Origin of the sequence: Neptunicella sp., assembly GCF_048268085.1 — a bacterium.
Lineage (GTDB): Bacteria > Pseudomonadota > Gammaproteobacteria > Enterobacterales > Alteromonadaceae > Neptunicella.
Genome location: NZ_JBLWWF010000010.1, coordinates 121,431 through 141,096, shown reverse-complemented (window position 1 = coordinate 141,096; position 19,666 = coordinate 121,431). Strand labels below are relative to the sequence as shown.

The following is a 19,666-nucleotide window of genomic DNA, read 5'->3' as shown; positions in this document are numbered from 1 at the left end:
GACCAGTTGGGATTTTACGAGCTACCGCCACGTAGGGAGGAAAGAGCTTACCCAAGATGGATAAAGCCCAAAGCAAGTCGATACCCCCACAAACAGAAAAATGCCAGTCAGCTTAACTGACTGGCATTAGCCCGTAGGCGCTTTTACACAATAATATTGACCGTAAATGGGTTATAAACGTTCTAACATCGCTGCTGTGAAGTCGGTTGTGCCATGTTCACCGCCTAAATCACGAGTAGTACGATCGCCTGATTCAATGACGTCTTTTAATGCGCTGCGGATTTTTTCGGCTTTGTCACCCATTTCCAGATATTCCAGCATCTGTATTGAAGCTAAAATAACCGAAGTAGGGTTAGCCAGATTTTTACCGGCAATATCTGGAGCGGAGCCGTGTACCGCTTCGAATATAGCGCAGTCAGTACCAATGTTGGCACCCGGTGCCATGCCTAAACCACCCACTAAACCGGCGCATAAGTCGGATAAAATATCCCCGAATAGATTGGTCGTGACGATCACATCGAATTGATGCGGGTTCATTACTAACTGCATACAGCAGTTGTCCACAATCATTTCGGTAGATTCAATATCCGGATAGCGTTCGGCCACCTCACGAGCTACTTTTAGAAACAGGCCTGACGTGGATTTAAGAATATTCGCTTTATGTACAGCGGTGACTTTTTTGCGGCCTTCACGACGAGCAAGCTCATAGGCAAAAGTGACGATACGATCAGCACCTTCACGGGTGATTTTACTCATTGCCTGAGCTTCTGAACCGTCTTCTGATACCACCTGACCTAGACCGCTATACATGCCTTCAGTGTTTTCACGTACCGTAATAATATCAATGTCTTCATAACGGGCTTGAGTGCCCTTGAATGATAATACCGGACGCACGTTGGAATAGAGTTTAAACTGTTTACGCAAACTGACATTAATCGACGTAAAACCTTCGCCCACTGGCGTGGTTAATGGGCCTTTTAAACTGACCTTATTTTTAGCGATGAGATCGAGTGTCGTTTGTGGCAGTAATTCCCCTTCATTTTCCAATGCGGTTAAACCGGCATCGGCATAGTCGTAAGCAAAATCACAGCCTACCTTATCCAGAATTTGAATCGCTGAATCGATAATGCTGGGGCCTATTCCGTCACCGCGAATAACGGTAATGCGCTGTTGAGTCATGGAGATTTTCCTTACTGGAGTGAGTGATTCACTCATACGGTTGAACGAATTTTGAGGGCGCATTTTATAGCATAAAACGGTCTAATTTACCAGAAATTGGTCTAACTTCGGGCTAGTGTAAATTACTATAGGGTTTGGTGTGTTCAATGGCTTGCATTAAGGCTTGATTGGCCTGTTGTTGGTTCATCCCTAAAATCTGTAGCGCCAATTGCAATTCCTGTTGTTGCTCTTCGTCTTGGCTGCTGATGCTGAAATAGCTTTGCTGAGCCAGGGCTAAACTTAACCCCAATAGCGCAGCCATTTGCCGGGTCAGTAATGAGCGCTTTTGTCCTTGGGAGGATAAGCGGCCACCAAAACGTATGGCATCAATCTGTGAACTGTTTAATTGCCAATATTGAGCCAATTTAATCGCATGCTCCGTTAATAGCTCCGGCTGTTTAATCGGGAATAGTAAGGTCATATCACAGCATTGCTGCGAATTTATTCTTAAGTCTGGGAGTATTCTTAGCGTCGGGTGCGTAAATAGACCGGAGCTGGCAAAGCTGGTCATGCATTGTGCTTCTTCTGGTAACAGGGTCAGGGGACTCAAATGGGTCAGTTGTGCGGCTATTGCACTGCGTAGTTGACTAAATTGCAGAAGTCTTTGAGCACAAGGGAAATCCAGTTGCGATAGTCTCAGTGTTAATGCTTGCTGACATATTATGCTATAGGTACGGTCAAACCCGTGCATCAATAATGCCTGTTTAACGTTACGAATGAGCATTTTTTGCCGTGAGCTTTGACTGGCCTGTAGCTGAATATAATCAGCTAAACTCTGCTCACTACTGATTAATTGAGTTAACGCTTGAGTATCCGGCTCAGCTAGCATCAGCTGACTGTGTAATTCGGTTAAGGTGGGCGGTGGAATGTCCACCCTGAAATACAACGGTTGAATACGATTAAAACTTTTGTGACTGATCTCTTGATGCCGCGCTAACCAATTATTATCCCACCATTGTGACCAATACGCCGAAAGGTCGGTCACGGTTTTAGTTGGCATATAATTTACAATATCCTGTGGGTTAATCAATTCAATGCGTTGTCCTGCCGCTCCATCTGATTGGCAGAGCTTAACTAGCAATCCCTGAGGGGTGATAGACAATACTTTTGCCATCTCATTGGTGGATAATTTAACCGTGATGCCAGCAGGATATAAACCACTTACTTCGAGTAATTTTTCAATATGCGCATACGCTTGTGTTGGCAGGGCACCGGATAATTTGCGCAATCCGTGGGCATAGTAGTAAATTGAGCGTCCTTTCCCGGGAGTGATTAATAAAGCGAGTTGGCTGGCAATAATGATAATTTGTTGAGACATCGAGTGGCGTTGTAGGCGATTTAGCTGTGAAAAATCGCTCAGCACTGTCCAGTTTATCTGGTTGCAGTGGTGCCATAATGGATGATTATCGACCAGCGTACTCGGTAACTGAAAATGTTGCTGTAATGCTGTCGTATCAGCCGTTTCCGATGCGGCATTTTGCGACCATTGCTGAATTAAGTAGTGCCGTTTTGCATGCACTGTGAGCACTGAACAGATGATTTGCAATATTGCCGAATCGTGTAAATGGTGGCGCAAACTCAATATCGTACTAACAATCGCACTATTGAATATATAACGATACACAAACGGCATCGTCTTTATTGGTGTGTGTAACAACGCACTAAAAATAATCGGTTCAGATTTCGCTAATTGTAAAAAGGCGTTGGCGAGCAGGGGCGTATGCTCGATATTTTTTTGACTTGGATTTTTTCGGATGCCTTGTTGGAACAGTAAAAACTGCTCTATTAATAAAGTCGCATTTTGATGAACTTGCTTTTCTTGATCAGACACTTATTTTTCAGCGTTCGGTGTACTGACGATAGGTGTCATTACCCCACGCGATTAACTGATTATTTTCGAACAATAAGGGGATGCACTCATCGGCCGTCGTAATACCGTCAGATTGCTTGCGCTCGGTACGATAAAACATGACTTGCAAGGTTTTTTCGGCCACCTTTTTAGCCTCACTAATATCAGGGGAGCCCATAAGCTCAATAATATGCTGTTTGCTCATGCCCACTTCAAGTTTACTGATCTGTTCGCGGTTATACTGCTCGCGATCTTGCCAGTCCATATTCTCTGGGTCGCCTTTGTAAAAGGTCATGACTAAAACGACGAATAGAATATAGGCAGCAATTCCCAGACCGATCCGTTTGACGATTTTTTTATCCATACTGACGTGGTTAATCCTAATTAAATGACGACTTCATAACAGGGACGGTATTCTGAGCCTGGCAGTTTCATCCGTTGCTGTTCAACAAAGGATTTTAACAAATTATCCAATAAGGTCATGATTTTTGGATCTCCGTTAATTTTGTACAAACCATGCTGGCGGATTTCCTGAATTCCTTCGGCTTTGACATTACCGGCAACAATGACAGAAAAGGCTCGTCTGAGCGCAGCAGCTAAAGCAGGTTTGGGCTGATCATAATGCAGGTTTAACTTGGCGACATTGGCATGAGTCGGAGCAAATGGCTGTTGAAATTCAGGATCGATTTTAAGTGACCAGTTATAATGATATGAATCACCGGTATCGAGACGATATTGTTTCACTTTTTCTTGTTGCTGTTTAATCGTGCGCGCCACAGCCGCGGCATCATCAACGATAATGGTATACAGCTGTTGGGCTTGCTCGCCCAGCGTAGCGCCGACAAAGGCATTAATTGATTCAAAATAGGCTTCACTTTGCTTGGGACCGGTTAAGATAATCGGGATCTCCTGATCACGATTTTTTTCGTGCAACATAATACCCAATAGATACAGCAATTCTTCGGCGGTGCCGGCGCCTCCCGGAAAAATCACAATCGCATGAGACAAACGTACAAAGGCTTCTAGCCGTTTTTCAATATCCGGCATGATAACCAGTTCATTAACAATCGCATTGGGGGGTTCTGCCGCAATAATGCCCGGTTCAGTGATGCCTAAATAGCGCCCTTGCTTATAGCGTTGTTTGGCGTGTCCTATTGCCGCCCCTTTCATTGGGCCTTTCATTGCGCCAGGACCGCAGCCGGTGCAGATATTCATTTCCCGCAAGCCAAGCTGATAACCGACTTCTTTGGTATATTGATATTCGATGTGGCCAATTGAATGGCCTCCCCAACAGATCACCATATTCGGCTCAATATCCGGTTTAATGACTTCGGCATTACGTAAAATGTCAAAAACAATATGGGTGATTTGTACCGGATCGGTGGTGGCATTAAAGCCGTTATTTTCATATTTGGCCGCCATGTGCACAATGTCACGGATGACTGCGAACAAGTGTTCATGCACACCTTTAATCAGTTTTCCATCAACAAAAGCCATATCCGGTGGATTGGTTAACGCCACTTTTATGCCGCGTTCACGCTGTAATATTTCGATATCAAAATTGTCATAGGGGCTGAACATTTTTTCCAAATCATCGATTTCAGCGCCACTGTTTAACACTGCCAGACAGCAGTTACGTACTAACAGGTACAATTCATTGGTGGTGGATTGTTTTAAGCGATCAACTTCATACTGGGAAAGCAGGCTCATTGGCCCGATTGGATTTAATTGTACTGGTTGAGTCATTTTGGCCCTTATTCAATGATACAGCGGTTACGCCCTTCGGATTTTGCCTTGTACAAGGCTTGGTCGGCTCGTTCAAATGCGTTGGCGATGGTATCTTTGGCTTGTAATTGAGTTGCGCCAATAGAGATCGTAATACTGACATTTTGTTGTTTAAATTTAAACGGGATTTTGGCAACTTGTTCGCGTATTACTTCCAGCGGTTTGTGTAATTGTGCGGAGGCGGTTTGTGGAAAAATCAGCACAAATTCTTCACCGCCCCAACGAGCCAAAAAATCAGTATTACGCAGACTGGCCTGGATTTTTTGCGCAATCACTTGCAGGGTTTTATCACCCGCGGTGTGACCATATTGGTCGTTAATTTTTTTGAAATAATCAATGTCGGCTAAGGCAATACACACATCGTGCCCATAGCGTTTCCAGCGTGAAAACTCTAAATCAATTCGCTCCATATAGGCGGCACGGTTTGGTACTTGAGTCAGATGATCGATATGGCTGTGAAACTTTTGTTCAATTAAACGATGTTTATAGCTGGACGCTTGTTCTTCTAACTGGCTAATTTGGTTTTGCATGGCATTGAGCAACTTAATCAGATTAAGCTGTTCGGTTTTATCGGCCTGTTCGTTACTTTGAATCGAATCGGACAACTTTTGCAGATAGATATTGGCCTGGCTTTTCAGGTGATCTAAATCATTCGCCTGACTAATAACTTCGGTTATATCGACCAAATCATCTTTAAGTTGCTGATGAGTCGCTTGTTTGGCCTCCATTGACGCACTGGTTTCTTGAATGGAATGATCTATTTTCTGATTCAACTCCACCAAGGTGGTATGCATGCCGGAAATAAAACGCTCAGCGTGATTGCGTTCGGTAATCACGTCTTTAAGAATTGAACGAATAATCAGTAAACAACACTTAAGCAATTCCTGATGGCTGATCCCTTCAATCAGCATTTTTCTAATTTGTTTTAATTCCGGATCGGTTTTATTGCTGGCGACCAGTTGGCTGATCAATTGTTCCAATTCGCTACAAATACTTTGATGTAGTTTGTCAGTGAGTTCTATATTTTGATTCGCGGGGGCATCACCAAAATTGGCACGGGATTCTGTGTTTTCCAAGGCTTTTTGATAGAGCAATAATGCCTGTTCAAAATGGGGTAATGAATTAAAAATAGTGGTTTCAGTTTCGTGTAGTTGGGACAGCAGTAAAAGAGCTTCCTGTTTAACGCTATCACTTAACTCTTTTTTGGATTGCAGACTTTTCACTGAGTTATGCAACAGGTTGTTCACTTTGTGGTTTTGTAGTTTAAATAAATCTGCATCTCGAACTAATAATTGAGTGATTTTATTAATACTGGATTCTGCTAAAGCAAAGTTTGAACGTCCACCAAGGTGCCCGCGTAGTACCTGAAATTCCTTGTCTAATTCACTATTTGCATCGGCATAAAAACGTGACACACGAATAATAAACTGACCCAACAGATCGATCTGATGTTTAAAGCTGCGAACCAATTTGCTCTGACTTTGTTTCAGATTCTCAAGTTCTTTTTTTATACTATCCGGCGATCTGTTCATTATGGGGTCTGGATGATTATTAATTGTTTAAGTCTACTGCCTAATATAACGATAGATGCTCATAAGTCGAGCGTAAATCTAATTGATTGATAACTTTATTTTATTTAAGGGTATCACGCTTTTTAGGGCTACTGGCGAGCCAGACGATAATTAGGCCAACATTGTTCGAAATTACTTCTAAACGGATTAATATCCAAACCGCCACGGCGAGTATAGCGCGCATAAACGGTTAATTTTTCAGGCTGACAACGTTGTTGGATCTCACAAAATATTCTTTCCACACATTGTTCGTGAAACTCATTATGTTGACGAAAAGATATTAAATAGCGCAGTAAACCGCCATGGTCGATAGCCGGTCCTTGATAGCGAATAGCGATACTGGCCCAGTCAGGTTGCTGGGTAATTAAACAGTTTGATTTAAGTAAATGACTCACCAAGGTTTCGTTTTTGGACTGAGTTGGATTGCAATGAAGTAACTCGCCTGCAGGGGTATATTGGTCGATTTGAATATCGACATCATCGATACATTGGCCGGGCAAATCGGTTACCGCAAATCGATTAAAATCGCCAGGTGTATATAACTTAACGGTGACATGGCCGGCTGCACACGCGCCAAGATCACGACTGATTGTGCGTTGGACGTGTTCAATATTGTCGAACCGGCTTTGATTAAAGCTATTTAAATATAGTTTGAATGATTTGGACTCAATTAAATTAACGGAATCAAAAGCCACATTCACTTGCATGATAGCCACACAAGGTTTGCCTTTTTGATTGAGCCACGACAGTTCATAGCCGTTCCATATATCTTCACCATGAAAAGGTTGTTGTTCGATAATATTGAGCTCTTTACGATTTAAACTTCGCGGAACGGGTTGTAATAATTGTGGTGCGTATTGATCGATGTAATTAACCGATTTGCCTAAGGTCAAATGGTTAAGAGAAGAATTGTCCTGTGTCATTCACTATATTCCAAGGGTAGAATATGGCTATTCTACCGGATCTAAAATGTTTTCACATGCCACAAAAATTAATCGAAGCACTAGATAATCTTGTACTAAAACGTTATCAAACAGCAGTACAACAACAGTTGAAATTAACCACAGAATTTGACCCCGAATGGGTCTCTCCCTGTCAACTATCTGCTCCTGATCAACAGGGGATGATTGAATGGCAACCCATGCTACAAAATCCTAGCGGGGATTTTTCTGAGGTGGAAAACGCTTTGGATCTGGTGTTGCACTCAGATATCAAAGCTTTTTTTAGCCGTTACTTTGGCGAAGCCATCGACGCCCAATCCACTCGCGGTAACTTGCAGCTGTTGCAAGCATGGAATACGGATGATTTTGCTCGTTTGCAGCAAAATTTAATTGGTCACATTTTAATGAAACGACGCCTTAAGCAACCGGTTACGCTGTTTTTTGCACTAACCGATGAAGAAGATTTTATTATTTCTGTGGATAACCAGACCGGAGAAGTCGCCCTTGAACAGGTGGGATGTTTGCCACAAGAAATACTGGCACCAGATTTAGCCACTTTTTTAAACCAGTTAACGCCAATTATTTAGCAAATTATTTTGCACTGGTGGATTCCCGTTTGACTAATTTAGGAATATGTTTCAGGTTGATTTTATCCTCATCAGCCAAGTCGTTACTGGCAAGCTTTACCGCTAATTTGGTGGCTAACATGGCCATATGTTCAATAGGATAATTTAGCGTGGTAAGTTTAGGGTTGGAATAACGGGACAATAAGACGTCATCAAAGCCAATAACCGAAATATCCGCCGGGACTTTATAACCGTTATCTTCCAAAGTCGAAATCGCGCCAATTGCCATGGCATCGTTATAGACAAACAAAGCCGAGAATGATTTGCCAGATGCTAATAAATGTTGTGCTGCGGCTTCACCTCCTTGCAAATTTGGGGTGCCATATTCAATTAATTTCGGATCCAACGCATAGCCTGCAGCCTCTAATTCATCTTCAAAACCACGCAAGCGTAATCCCGGATCTTCAATTCGATACTTACTGGAAATACAAGCAAATTCAGTATGCTGCAGTGCCAGTAAATGTCGTGCCGCAATTTTCCCACCCTCGTAATTATCCAGCCAGATGCAACGATTTGCGATGGCGTCGATATAACGATCAATAAATACCAGTCCGGGGACTTTTTGGCTTAAGGCGATTAACTCCTCATCGGCCAGTTTTTTACTATGCACGACGATAATGTCACAGCGTCTTTCTAACAATAAATTAATCGCTTGACGCTCCGAGTCTGCGCTGATCATGCCGGTACTAAGTAGTAACTGGCGATTTTCTTGCCGGGCGATTTTCTCCACTCCATTGGCTAACGAGGCGAAAAACGGATCGGTTAAATCCGGAATCACCACGCCTACCGTCGAGCTTTTTTGCGTGACTAATGCGCGAGCATTGGCGTTGGGGGTGTAGCCCAATTCCTGCATTATTTTAGTGACTTTGTCTCGGGTTTTCTGACCGACTTTGGGACCGTTATTCGCAACCCGAGAAACCGTTGCCACGGAAACCCCCGCCTGACGCGCAACATCTTTAATAGTAGCCATATGTAAATGTTTACATTCTTAATTGTTTTATTTTTATTGAGATATAATGCCATTAATAAAGGTGTTGAGGCAATATTTATAAAATGAAAAATTAAAACTTGCATAAAAATAGGGTAAACGTTTACACTTTGCCGTCATGATTTACCAGCTTTAGATATTTTTATGACAGTTGAATTCGATCCAACCGAGCATCCTCATCGTCGCTATAACCCACTCATTGACGAATGGGTTCTCGTATCCCCCCATCGTGCAAAACGGCCGTGGCAAGGACAAGTTGAAAGTTTGGATGAGCAAGTCAAACCTGCTTACGATCCTGATTGCTTCTTGTGCGCTGGCAATACCCGTATTAATGGCGAAGTGAATGAGGCGTATACAGAAACCTTTGTGTTTAGTAATGATTTCGCCGCGATCAAGCCGGATACTCCCAAAATTGAACAACATGATCCGCTTTTTAGCATGGTCACTGAACAGGGCGAGAGTCGGGTTATCTGCTTTTCTCCTGATCACAGTAAAACCTTGCCAGAATTATCGCACTCAGAAATTACCCGCATTGTGCAAACGTGGCAGCAACAGTATCTTGAGTTAGGGAAAACCTATCAATGGGTACAGGTGTTTGAAAATAAAGGCAGTGTGATGGGCTGTTCTAATCCTCATCCCCACGGCCAGATATGGGCACAGCAGCAGCTCCCCACCTTAATGGCTAAGAAAAATAAAGCCCAAAAAAATTATATGACCCAATATGGCAGCAATTTGCTACAGGATTATGTTGTCCGGGAAATCGATAAGCAGCAGCGTATTGTGGTGATCAATGATGATTGGTTAGTGGTTGTGCCTTACTGGGCAGCCTGGCCGTTTGAAACCTTGTTACTGCCTCGTTTCAAGGTGCAGCGGATGACGGAGTTGAATCAAACTCAAACCGAGTCGTTAGCCGATATTTTGCAACAAATCACCATTAAGTATGACAATTTGTTCCATTGTTCCTTTCCCTATTCTATGGGCTGGCATAGTGCGCCATTTGATGGTGAAAACTATCCTGAGTGGACATTACATGCCAGCTTTTTCCCCCCTTTATTACGTTCCGCTACGGTGCGTAAATTTATGGTGGGCTATGAAATGATGGCCGAAGCTCAGCGTGATCTTACCGCAGAACAGGCCGCAGAACGCCTACGTAATCTTCCCACTATTCATTATAAAAAGGGGCAGTAAACATGTCTGAAAATCGCTTAATTCAGCTGTTTGAGCAACAATTTAAATCCACACCCACTCATTTTTTTCATGCACCAGGACGGGTTAACTTAATTGGTGATCATACCGATTATAACGATGGTTTTGTGTTACCCGCAGCGATTAACTTTGGTACCAGCATTGCGGCAACTGTTCGAGATGATAAGCAAGTGCGGGTATATGCCCATGATTGTGAACGGCAAATTAGTCAATTTTCATTAGATGATATTCAATTCGATGCAGACATGATGTGGAGCAATTATGTCAGAGGGACGTTAAAGATATTGTTGGCAAGCTACCCACAGATAAATGGTGCCAATCTGGTTGTCAGTGGAAATGTACCCCAAGGTGCAGGCCTAAGTTCTTCAGCCAGTTTTGAGATGGCAATTGTCAAAGCCTTTGCCGGTTTATATCAATTAGATATTGACGGTGTTAAAGCCGCTTTAGTGGGGCAAAAAGCCGAGAATACTTTTGTGGGGTGTAACTGTGGCATTATGGATCAGCTGATTTCGGCGATGGGCAAGGAGGATCATGCCATGTTACTTGATTGTCGGGATCTATCGTTTGAAGATGCACCGCTCCCTAGCCAAATGTCATTACTTATTGTTAACTCCAATGTGAAACGTGGTCTGGTTGATAGTGAATACAATTTACGTCGCCAACAATGCGAACAGGTGGCAGAGCACTTTAAGCAAAGTGCATTGCGTGACATCACATTCGCTCAACTGCAATCGGCTAGGAATGAATTGACTGAGGTGCAATATCGCCGTGCGCGCCATGTTATTACTGAAAATGAGCGCACGATAGGGGCATTACATGCATTGAAAAATAGCGATATTGCTGCGCTCAGTGAGCTAATGAAAGCATCCCATCAATCTTTGCGTGATGACTTTGAAGTCACGACCAAGGAAATGGATGGCTTAGTTGAAATCATCGAACAGGTCATTGGTAATCAGGGGGGAGTACGTATGACCGGCGGCGGATTTGGTGGTTGTGTTGTTGCTCTGGTTGCTAGCACAATGGTGTCACAAGTTGAGCAGGCGATTAGTGATAACTATTACAAACGCTTTGGTCTGCAAGCGGATATTTATATCTGTACTGCCGCGCAAGGCGCATTTCGATAAAAAATAACGGATAATTTCTATAATAAGAAGGTTTACTTTATGTCTGAATTTACAACTACGCTAGGCACAATGGATAGCAGCATATTTGTTGTTTACGTTGTCGGCTTACTATGCTTGGCCTTGTGGATATCCCGTTCAGAGCGGGTTGGCGGTGCGAACACCGAAGATTATTTTTTGGCCAGTAAAGCCCTACCCTGGTGGGCGATTGGTGCATCACTTATTGCCTCCAATATTTCCGCAGAACAAATTATTGGCATGTCAGGTTCAGGGTATGCCATCGGCTTAGCAATTGCGTCGTACGAATGGATGGCCGCAATCACGCTGATTTTAGTGGGCAAATATATGTTACCCATATTCCTTAAAAACGGCATTTTTACCATGCCTCAATATTTGGAACAGCGTTTTGATAGCAAAGTAAAAACCGTATTAGCGTTATTCTGGCTGGTGGTTTACATCTTTGTTAATTTGACCGCGGTACTATGGTTAGGCGGTTTGGCAATTGAAACCGTTGCCGGGGTTAGCTGGCTTTATGGCATGATCTTTTTAGCGGTTTTCTCGGTTGCTTATTCACTTTATGGTGGCTTAAAAGCGGTTGCGTATACTGACATATTGCAAGTGGTGTTGCTTGTCTTCGGTGGTTTGTTCCTGAGTTATTTGGCATTAGATGCGGTGTCAAACGGGCAGGGCATTATTGCCGGATTCGGCATTTTAACCGAACGTATGCCAGATCACTTCGATATGATCCTAAGCCCAGACAGTGAACATTATATTAGCTTACCGGGTATTTCAGTATTGATTGGCGGTATGTGGATCATGAACTTTAGTTATTGGGGCTTTAACCAATATATTATTCAACGTGCTTTAGCGGCTAAAAATGTACAAGAAGCGCAAAAAGGCATCGCTTTTGCTGCTTACCTTAAACTGTTAATGCCGATTATAGTGGTGTTGCCCGGGATTGCTGCAGTCGTGCTTTATCCTGATTTAACGGCTCCCGATCAGGCTTATCCGTCGATGATGGCCTTAATGCCGGTAGGGGTTAAAGGGTTAGTATTTGCTGCGTTAGTCGCTGCGATTGTCTCCTCTTTAGCATCCATGACCAATAGTATTTCAACTATCTTTACGATGGATATATATAGCCGTTTACGTCCTAACCAGAATCAGCGTCATTATGTACACGTAGGCCGTCTTGCCGCGCTGGTTTCATTGGTTATTGCCCTGTTTGTAGCCGAGCCCTTGTTAGGCAAATTCGATCAGGCATTTCAGTATATTCAAGAGTTTACCGGTTTCTTTACGCCCGGCATTGTGGTGATTTTTGTGATGGGCATGTTCTGGAAACGCGCCACATCGATGGGGGCATTATCGGCTGCTATTGGCTCTGCAGTATTTTCGCTAGTGTTTAAATTTGCCTGGCCTGGTTTACCCTTTATGGATCGAGTTGGCGTGGTGTTCTTATTGTGTCTGGCAACCTGTTACTTAGTCTCTATGGCTGGCAAAGCCAGTGACAATGACAGCAGCGTCAGTTTGCAACAGATTACGTTTAGTACAACCAAAGGCTTTAACATTGCAGCCACAGGTATCATTGTTATTCTAATCGCGCTGTATACCACGTGGTGGTAAACGATAAACCGCTTAGCGAATTAATGTTTTAACAGAATCGTTTGTTAGAAGGGCCAAATTGATTGGCCCTTTTTATTGTTAGTCAATTCCGGCTATTTGGTGGCGGTTAACAATGCAAGCTGTTGAGTTAATGCCGCGACCTGTTGTTCGAGTTGACCTACCCGTGCCGCTAAATCCGTTTCTGGCTGATTGCTTTTATCTTGTTGTGGGGGGGCCGACTTAATTTGTGCTAGCAGTGCCTTGGGATCATTGTTCCATGCACGAATCACATTAATGACCTGTGGCATTGAAACGGGAAAGTTAGCCTTGCTACGTAATAAACCGACGGACGGCTGCAGGCCTTGTTCAGAGAGTTTCTGGCAAATTTGGATCAGATCGTGTTGAGTCGGGGACATAAATAGTCGAATAAACCAATTGTTAGTCATTTTGCTTAATATAACCTGTTGGCTCAATTATATAAATTTAAAATTTCTTTATAAATCAAATATATATAAATTGGTCTTGTTCTTGCTGGTTATTTTGCGATTTTAATTATTTTAATGAGGAACTCATGAAAAAAACTCTACTTATAGCTGCACTAGTATTACCGTTAACCTTGAGTGGCTGTATTGTGTCGGTAGATGGTCGGGATGGTGAAAAGTGGCATAGTGACTGGCAAGATATTGAGCATCAGAATCGGGATAAGCTCACCCGATTAGAAAATGGCATGTCAGTGAATGCGGTGAAAAAAATTATGGGAGTAGCTGATTTCAACGAACTTTATCAGCAGCAAGGGCATAATATTCAGGTATTGTTTTATCGTACTCAGCGTAAGGAAAGTGACGGTATAACCAATAAAGACGAATGTACTCCAGTCGTATTTAAAGATGGCAATTTAATTGGTCTGGGAGAAACGGCCTATTCTGCGATCTAATAATCGCTAATCACTGCATTGCGGTAGTTGCGTTTTCACTACCGCAAACGGTTATTTAGCTGATCAATAATCTCTGCCCACGCGGCGTCCTCATTAAGCGCATCTTCGATAAACTTAGCCTGACTTCCTTGCCAAAACGGCGCATGATGCAGTTTGACAGACTGAGCTAAGCCCTTATGTTGTTCGATAAAATGATCAATGGATTTCTCATCACCAGGCAAACCAAGTTGTTCAAACAGATTCTTTAATGAAGGGTTATTAATATCCATAATACACTCCCATAGGCTTGGAATATTAAAGGTACCGATTTGAGTATAGTGGCTGAGAAAGATTAAGGGTGTAAATAAAGTGTTAACAACAGAAATTTTCTGCGGTACATTCATAGCTTATAAATAATACAGGTGGCGCCGCTATGAATGCAGAATTAGCTCCCGTTCGCGACAACATTAAAGCCATATATCTGGTTGCCGAAGATTTGAAGATAGCAGCTTCTATCTTATATCAGGCCTATCACGATGATCCGTTATTCAAAGATATTTTCCAGTATGACAGAGAAGGTTATGAAACCAGACTCAGAGCGGCGATACGCGAAGAACTAAATGCATTTTGGCTGGCTCAACAACCGATGATCGGATTATTTGAAGGTGAGCGCTTACTCGCTGTGGCTTGCTTGATTGCTCCTGAAACCGGCTTTGGACCTCAGCGTTTTTGGCACTGGCGTTTAAAAATGTTATTAACTGCAGGCTTTTTGGGCACACGACAGATGGTCGAAAAAGAGCAATTGATCCAACAGCACATGCCAGCAAAAACCTTCCATATGTTATCTTTTATTGGTGTACACCCTGATTATCAACATTATGGTTTAGGTCATATATTAATGGGCGCGATAGATTCATTAATGCTTGAAGAACCCAACAGTGAAGGGGTTGGGGTATTTGTGACGGTGGATAAATGTCTGGCTTTCTTTGATGATGGAAAATATAAATTAATTGAAAAACTAACCGTTGGTGCGATTCAGGGACATATTATGTTTCGGGAGCGAGAAAAACATGCAGCGCTTTAATTCTTTTGCCGAATTTTATCCGTTTTATTTACAGGAACATAAAGATCCGGTGTGCCGCCGATTGCACTATATTGGTAGTTCGTTAGTGATTGTTGTTGTGTTTTATGCATTATTGACCGCCAGTTATCAATGGTTCTGGTCATTACCTATCATTGGTTATGGCTTTGCCTGGGTAGGCCATTTTCGTTTTGAAAAAAATAAACCCGCTACCTTCCAACACCCGTTTTATAGTTTTTTGGGGGATTGGGTAATGCTAAAAGATGCAATTTTATCAACACTAGGTTATCCCACCCCACTTGATCAATTAGATTAACGTAAACGTTAAGTGGGCATTGTGCTGGTTTTCTTTGTAGGATATTTCTTACAAATGCTGTAGGAAAAAGGTGTGGCAGAGTACTTTTTATATTAGCAATTTTTATTTAACTTGTTGTTTTATAATAATATTTATTTTTTGTTTTATGTTCAATGCTTCTTTCTTGTCATTCTTTTTCTAATCCACTTGCCATAAATAACTTGATTGCGTCTAGACTGTTAACCGTCACATGGAAACACGACGAGTCAGGATGACACAAGGATGAATTAGGGACAGTCTCAGGATGAGATAGAAGGGACGCCTTCAGGATGAAGATCATGGAAATGGGATATAAGGATTACCTCAGGATGAGGTGTATAGTCAGGATAGACTGGTAGCAAGGATGTTGGCATGGAGCATTGGATAGTGAGTTGTCAGGGAATACAGATAACTCTATTATGGATGATGCACAGGAATTAGGCTGTAACTGGCCAATGGAAGCGTGAGAAGGATCCTCAAAATTAAAATAAAGGCGCAATCACTCAGGTGGCTGCGCCTTTATTTTAACTACTGGGGCGAGGCGAATTTAGAACATAATGAGGGAGTTCATCCTCATATTCGATAAGCGGGTAAGTCAGTCGACTTTATTGCCAGTCCAGTCATAATTAACTCACCGCGATAACTGTCTTCACCATTACCGGAAAATTCAAAATCAAACTCGTTGTACCAATCCACTTTACCACGATGGAGTGTCAGACGTGTCTTTCTGCGGGATACGCTGATCAGTTGCAAGTTATTTTTGTCGCAGTATTGCAGCATATATTGATTGGCTTTTTCTGTGATGGCTCGAATACGCCAAAACTGCACTGCTATTACGCAAATAAACAATAACAGCAAAATATCAAATAGGTTGAAGGTCATATTTTTTGCTCAAATAACTGACCCACAGCCTGTGTCAGAGCAGGAGATTTGTGGGTTAAACGTAATACCTCTAATACCTGCGGTCTGATTGACGGTATTTGTACTAAATCCGCAAACAGCGAAGTAAACACAGGTTCGTTTTGATTTAATTGGGCGAGCTGTTCAAAAAATGCTGTCAACAATGAATGGTGTTGTAATACAGACCAATGACGTCCGGCAATGACAATCAGCAAATCGAAAGGAGTTTGTTGATCTCGATCGAGTAATTGACCGATATATTCGGTTACCGCTTTATGTGATTTAGATAGTGTCAGTGCCCGTAAAGCCAGTGCAACTTGTCTTGGATCATCCTGATGCTGTTTGGCCCATTCAATAATGCAGGTGGTTAAAGATTTATTGAGTGGGTAATTTTCCAGTGAACTAAACAGACTGACAATGACCGATGGGGCAAGCTTGTCGAGATGTTCACCTAGCCTCTTTGTCAATGTGGCAGGTGACGTAAATTGCACAAAATCACTAATCCCTTGTAATGCTAATTGTTGCCAGTCATGTTGCTCCGGATTAGAAAAATACTCACTGGCAGCTGAATAATATTGGCTGGGTTGCTGCCCAAGCTCTTTACGACTCAAACTATTAAAATCAGCCATCTGCTGCTGGCTGGGAATATAACTGTAGGGATTATCGGGTAGCTGACCATTGCTGCGTTGGGCATTTTCCAATTGCTGCCCGAGCGCATTGGTAATTATTTGCAGAAACTCTAATCGACTGGCGTCGATAACTTTACCCAATTCATCCAGCGGTAGTTTTACAAACCAGATATAATGCTGGTCGGATAATTGTTTGTTATTAAATACAATAGCAAACCATCCATGCTGCTGGCGTGGAAATGGGTGAGGGATTTGGGCTGCTTCAATATCTAAAAACTGTTGACTAGATAATGGTCTAATCCCACGGCTGAGATCATAAACATTATATTGGGTGCCGGCCTGTAACAAGAATTCACTAATGGTTGATATATCGTGCATGATGATAAAGTCTGTGTATCTTTCACATTTGCTCAGTTTTAGGGTCGCCGATTATAGCAAAGGGTCAAGCTAACAGCATGGACAAAATAAATGATTATCAGCAAATTGATCAGTTATTAACTGAATTACAACGAGTTATGCAACATCATCAGTTGTGGAACAGCCAATTGCCAGAACCGCAACGGCTGACTAGCACGGCGCCTTTTTGCTGCGATGTGATGGAGTTTGATGAATGGTTACAGTTTGTATTTCTACCCAAAATGTATGATTTGATTGAATATCAACAGCCCTTGCCAACAAAAATCGCTTTATTACCGATGGGAGAATATAGCTGGGCCGGTAAAGCTGATAACGGTGACCTACTTGGGGTATTGCATGCCATCGATGAATTGTTAGGAAAAGATTGACTCATGCTAGAAATTTTATATCAGGATGAATATGTGGTGGCGATCAATAAACCGCCAGGCTTATTGGTTCATCGTAGTATGCTGGATAAATATGCTACTGAATTTGCCATGCAACTGTTACGTGACCAGATTGGTCAGCATGTCTATCCAGTGCATCGCTTGGACAGACCGACTTCGGGCGTATTGCTGTTTGGATTAAGCCCGGAAATAGCCACATTGCTAAATGTTGAGTTTGCCGAGCAACGGGTTAATAAAACCTATGTGGCAGTCGTCCGCGGTTATGCGCAGGAAGAGGGGATACTTGATTACCCTCTAAAAGAGGAGCTGGACAAAATTGCCGATAAAAAAGCCAACAAGGATAAGCAGGCACAATCGGCTGTGACTGAATACCAGCGATTAGCGACCATTGAATTGGATTTTCCGGTAGGGCGGTACAATAGCGCTCGCTTTTCGCTAATGAAGCTATCCCCCAAAACGGGCAGAAAACATCAGTTACGGCGGCACATGGCACATTTACGTCACCCTATTATAGGTGATACCAGTCATGGCGATGGCAAACAAAATCGCTTTGTGAAAGAACAATTCAACTTTGCCGGACTGGCATTGTGCTGTACAAGTCTGTCATTATTGCACCCAATCAGTCAGCAAGTGATGTCTATCGAAGCAACACTAAGTGACAATATGCAACAGCTTGTCGCTGCATGGGGATGGCAGCAGTATTTGTAAAAATATCAGCAAGTCAGGATTTTACTAACCCGAGTTTGGGATAATTATTAAGGAGAACTATGCCTAGTATCAGTATTTTTGTCGGCTCCGTTTATGGAGGCGCGACTTTTGTTGCAGAACAAGTAGAGGCAATGCTCAATGAACAAGGGTATCAGGCTAAATTGATTGATCCACCGTCAATCGAAGATTTTAGTCGTGCTGAAGCATTGTTGGTGATCAGTTCTACCACTGGACAGGGGGATATACCGCCAGATTTCGAAGACTTTTACTTGCAGTTACAATCCGAATTTCCATTATTAAATGGTAAGCCTTTTGGGGTGATAGGTTTAGGTGACAGCAGTTATGGTGAAACTTATTGTGGCGCCGGTAGAAAGTTGTTTGCGTTACTCGAAGAACTGCAGGGGAAAGCCATTATGCCATTACTTAAAATTGATGCCTGTGAAACGTTAGAACCGGAAAATGAAGCCTTACCCTGGGTGAAAGAATGGGTAAGCCAGTTGTCATAGTGATAGGGGGAAGAGCAGGCAGGACTCATGATTTGAACCCAGCCTGCTGATAATCGACTAGTTACTCAGCGCCACGCAACAAGGCATTAATACCCACTTTGGCACGTGTTTTAGCATCGACTTTTTTAACGATAATCGCGGCATATAAATTACAACTGCCATCGGATGAAGGTAATGTGCCAGATACTACCACTGATCCAGCTGGCACTCGGCCATAATGCACTTCACCGGTTTCGCGGTCGAAAATACGGGTGCTTTGGCCGATATACACTCCCATTGAAATCACCGCACCTTCTTCGACGACTACGCCTTCAACGATTTCAGAACGAGCACCGATAAAGCAATTGTCTTCGATAATCGTAGGGTTAGCTTGTAACGGCTCTAATACACCACCAATGCCGACACCACCAGACAGGTGGACGTTTTTACCTATTTGCGCACAGGATCCTACTGTGGCCCAAGTATCAACCATACTGCCTTCACCGACATAAGCGCCAATGTTAACGTAAGAAGGCATCAACACGACGTTACGGCCAATAAAACTGCCGGTACGAACGGTGGCTGGTGGAACAACACGAACCCCTTCTGCAGCAAAGCGCTGGGCATCGTAATTGGCGAACTTTAGTGGCACTTTGTCGTAAAATTTTTCTGGAGCACTGTCCATAACCTGATTGTCATTAATTCTAAACGACAGCAATACGGCTTTCTTTAACCATTGATGAACAACCCATTCACCGGCAATTTTTTCCGCTACTCTTGCTTGGCCATTATTGAGTAGTTCAATGGCATCTAATACAGCTTGCTTAACCTGTGGTTCTACACTGCTAGGGGTAATTTGATCGCGATTTTCAAAAGCCGCTTCAATGATAGTTTTCAGTTCAGTCATGT

The 19,666-nt window shown here is 42.8% G+C and carries 22 protein-coding genes; 10 read left to right on the top strand and 12 right to left on the bottom strand.

All coding sequences use genetic code 11. The features are described from left to right. Positions 1-171: 171 nt before the first annotated feature. The 6 genes from ACTD55_RS10140 to queF form a co-directional block, all read right to left on the bottom strand. Positions 172-1,179 (bottom strand): isocitrate dehydrogenase, encoded by a 1,008-nt coding sequence (locus ACTD55_RS10140; protein WP_438864214.1) that lies wholly within the window; start codon positions 1,177-1,179, stop codon positions 172-174. Between the two features lie 112 nt (positions 1,180-1,291). Then, a complete protein-coding gene (locus ACTD55_RS10135; protein ID WP_438864213.1) occupies positions 1,292-3,049 on the bottom strand; it encodes a hypothetical protein in 1,758 nt (585 codons plus the stop codon). A gap of 7 nt (positions 3,050-3,056) precedes the next feature. Next, positions 3,057-3,431 (bottom strand): DUF3192 domain-containing protein, encoded by a 375-nt coding sequence (locus tag ACTD55_RS10130; protein WP_438864212.1) that lies wholly within the window; start codon positions 3,429-3,431, stop codon positions 3,057-3,059. 20 nt (positions 3,432-3,451) lie between these two features. Further along, on the bottom strand, positions 3,452-4,813 hold the full coding sequence (gene ppnN / locus ACTD55_RS10125; RefSeq protein ID WP_438864211.1) for a nucleotide 5'-monophosphate nucleosidase PpnN: 1,362 nt from the start codon (positions 4,811-4,813) through the stop codon (positions 3,452-3,454). A gap of 8 nt (positions 4,814-4,821) precedes the next feature. Then, positions 4,822-6,384: a GGDEF domain-containing protein gene (locus ACTD55_RS10120; RefSeq protein WP_438864210.1), complete on the bottom strand. Its 1,563-nt coding sequence runs from the start codon at positions 6,382-6,384 to the stop codon at positions 4,822-4,824. A 128-nt stretch (positions 6,385-6,512) separates the two neighbouring features. Next, positions 6,513-7,346, bottom strand: a complete 834-nt coding sequence (queF, locus tag ACTD55_RS10115; protein ID WP_438864209.1) for an NADPH-dependent 7-cyano-7-deazaguanine reductase QueF — start codon at positions 7,344-7,346, stop codon at positions 6,513-6,515. Between the two features lie 23 nt (positions 7,347-7,369). On the opposite strand from queF, the gene syd reads away from it, so the two are divergent. Next, on the top strand, positions 7,370-7,951 hold the full coding sequence (syd, locus tag ACTD55_RS10110; protein ID WP_438864208.1) for a SecY-interacting protein: 582 nt from the start codon (positions 7,370-7,372) through the stop codon (positions 7,949-7,951). A gap of 4 nt (positions 7,952-7,955) precedes the next feature. Here syd and ACTD55_RS10105 read toward each other — a convergent pair whose 3' ends face one another. After that, positions 7,956-8,960 (bottom strand): LacI family DNA-binding transcriptional regulator, encoded by a 1,005-nt coding sequence (locus ACTD55_RS10105; protein ID WP_438864207.1) that lies wholly within the window; start codon positions 8,958-8,960, stop codon positions 7,956-7,958. 162 nt (positions 8,961-9,122) lie between these two features. Between ACTD55_RS10105 and ACTD55_RS10100 the strand changes: the two genes are divergently transcribed. From ACTD55_RS10100 to ACTD55_RS10090, 3 genes are read left to right on the top strand one after another with little or no spacing between them, the layout of a single operon-like run. Further along, positions 9,123-10,166, top strand: a complete 1,044-nt coding sequence (locus ACTD55_RS10100; protein ID WP_438864206.1) for a UDP-glucose--hexose-1-phosphate uridylyltransferase — start codon at positions 9,123-9,125, stop codon at positions 10,164-10,166. Between the two features lie 2 nt (positions 10,167-10,168). Next, positions 10,169-11,308: a galactokinase gene (galK, locus tag ACTD55_RS10095; RefSeq protein WP_438864205.1), complete on the top strand. Its 1,140-nt coding sequence runs from the start codon at positions 10,169-10,171 to the stop codon at positions 11,306-11,308. A 39-nt stretch (positions 11,309-11,347) separates the two neighbouring features. Further along, positions 11,348-12,925: a sodium/sugar symporter gene (locus tag ACTD55_RS10090; protein ID WP_438864204.1), complete on the top strand. Its 1,578-nt coding sequence runs from the start codon at positions 11,348-11,350 to the stop codon at positions 12,923-12,925. A gap of 92 nt (positions 12,926-13,017) precedes the next feature. Here the strand turns inward: ACTD55_RS10090 and ACTD55_RS10085 are convergent, their stop codons facing one another. Continuing rightward, complete coding sequence (locus ACTD55_RS10085; RefSeq protein WP_438864203.1) at positions 13,018-13,350, bottom strand: hypothetical protein; 333 nt, start codon at positions 13,348-13,350, stop codon at positions 13,018-13,020. A 125-nt stretch (positions 13,351-13,475) separates the two neighbouring features. Between ACTD55_RS10085 and ACTD55_RS10080 the strand changes: the two genes are divergently transcribed. Beyond that, positions 13,476-13,838, top strand: a complete 363-nt coding sequence (locus ACTD55_RS10080; RefSeq protein WP_438864202.1) for a DUF3192 domain-containing protein — start codon at positions 13,476-13,478, stop codon at positions 13,836-13,838. A gap of 38 nt (positions 13,839-13,876) precedes the next feature. Here the strand turns inward: ACTD55_RS10080 and ACTD55_RS10075 are convergent, their stop codons facing one another. Further along, positions 13,877-14,107 (bottom strand): DUF2789 domain-containing protein, encoded by a 231-nt coding sequence (locus ACTD55_RS10075; RefSeq protein WP_438864201.1) that lies wholly within the window; start codon positions 14,105-14,107, stop codon positions 13,877-13,879. Between the two features lie 143 nt (positions 14,108-14,250). On the opposite strand from ACTD55_RS10075, the gene ACTD55_RS10070 reads away from it, so the two are divergent. Then, complete coding sequence (locus ACTD55_RS10070) at positions 14,251-14,901, top strand: GNAT family N-acetyltransferase (RefSeq protein WP_438864200.1); 651 nt, start codon at positions 14,251-14,253, stop codon at positions 14,899-14,901. Beyond that, entirely contained in the window at positions 14,888-15,214 is a 327-nt protein-coding gene (locus ACTD55_RS10065) for an Mpo1-like protein (RefSeq protein ID WP_438864199.1), read from the top strand. Before ACTD55_RS10070 ends, ACTD55_RS10065 begins: the two co-directional genes overlap by 14 nt. A 591-nt stretch (positions 15,215-15,805) precedes the next feature. On the opposite strand, the gene ACTD55_RS10060 is transcribed toward ACTD55_RS10065, so the two are convergent. After that, positions 15,806-16,114 carry a DUF3301 domain-containing protein gene (locus ACTD55_RS10060; RefSeq protein ID WP_438864198.1) on the bottom strand — a complete coding sequence of 103 codons (309 nt, stop codon included), beginning with the start codon at positions 16,112-16,114 and terminating at the stop codon, positions 15,806-15,808. Further along, positions 16,111-17,139, bottom strand: a complete 1,029-nt coding sequence (locus ACTD55_RS10055) for a DUF3549 family protein (RefSeq protein ID WP_438864197.1) — start codon at positions 17,137-17,139, stop codon at positions 16,111-16,113. Before ACTD55_RS10055 ends, ACTD55_RS10060 begins: the two co-directional genes overlap by 4 nt. A 77-nt stretch (positions 17,140-17,216) precedes the next feature. Between ACTD55_RS10055 and ACTD55_RS10050 the strand changes: the two genes are divergently transcribed. From ACTD55_RS10050 to ACTD55_RS10040, 3 genes are read left to right on the top strand one after another with little or no spacing between them, the layout of a single operon-like run. Continuing rightward, entirely contained in the window at positions 17,217-17,546 is a 330-nt protein-coding gene (locus ACTD55_RS10050) for a YqcC family protein (RefSeq protein WP_438864196.1), read from the top strand. A gap of 3 nt (positions 17,547-17,549) precedes the next feature. Then, positions 17,550-18,272, top strand: a complete 723-nt coding sequence (truC, locus tag ACTD55_RS10045) for a tRNA pseudouridine(65) synthase TruC (protein ID WP_438864195.1) — start codon at positions 17,550-17,552, stop codon at positions 18,270-18,272. Positions 18,273-18,331: 59 nt separating this feature from the next. Beyond that, on the top strand, positions 18,332-18,778 hold the full coding sequence (locus ACTD55_RS10040) for a flavodoxin (RefSeq protein WP_438864194.1): 447 nt from the start codon (positions 18,332-18,334) through the stop codon (positions 18,776-18,778). A 61-nt stretch (positions 18,779-18,839) separates the two neighbouring features. On the opposite strand, the gene dapD is transcribed toward ACTD55_RS10040, so the two are convergent. Next, positions 18,840-19,664 carry a 2,3,4,5-tetrahydropyridine-2,6-dicarboxylate N-succinyltransferase gene (gene dapD / locus ACTD55_RS10035; protein WP_438864193.1) on the bottom strand — a complete coding sequence of 275 codons (825 nt, stop codon included), beginning with the start codon at positions 19,662-19,664 and terminating at the stop codon, positions 18,840-18,842. Positions 19,665-19,666 lie beyond the last annotated feature (2 nt).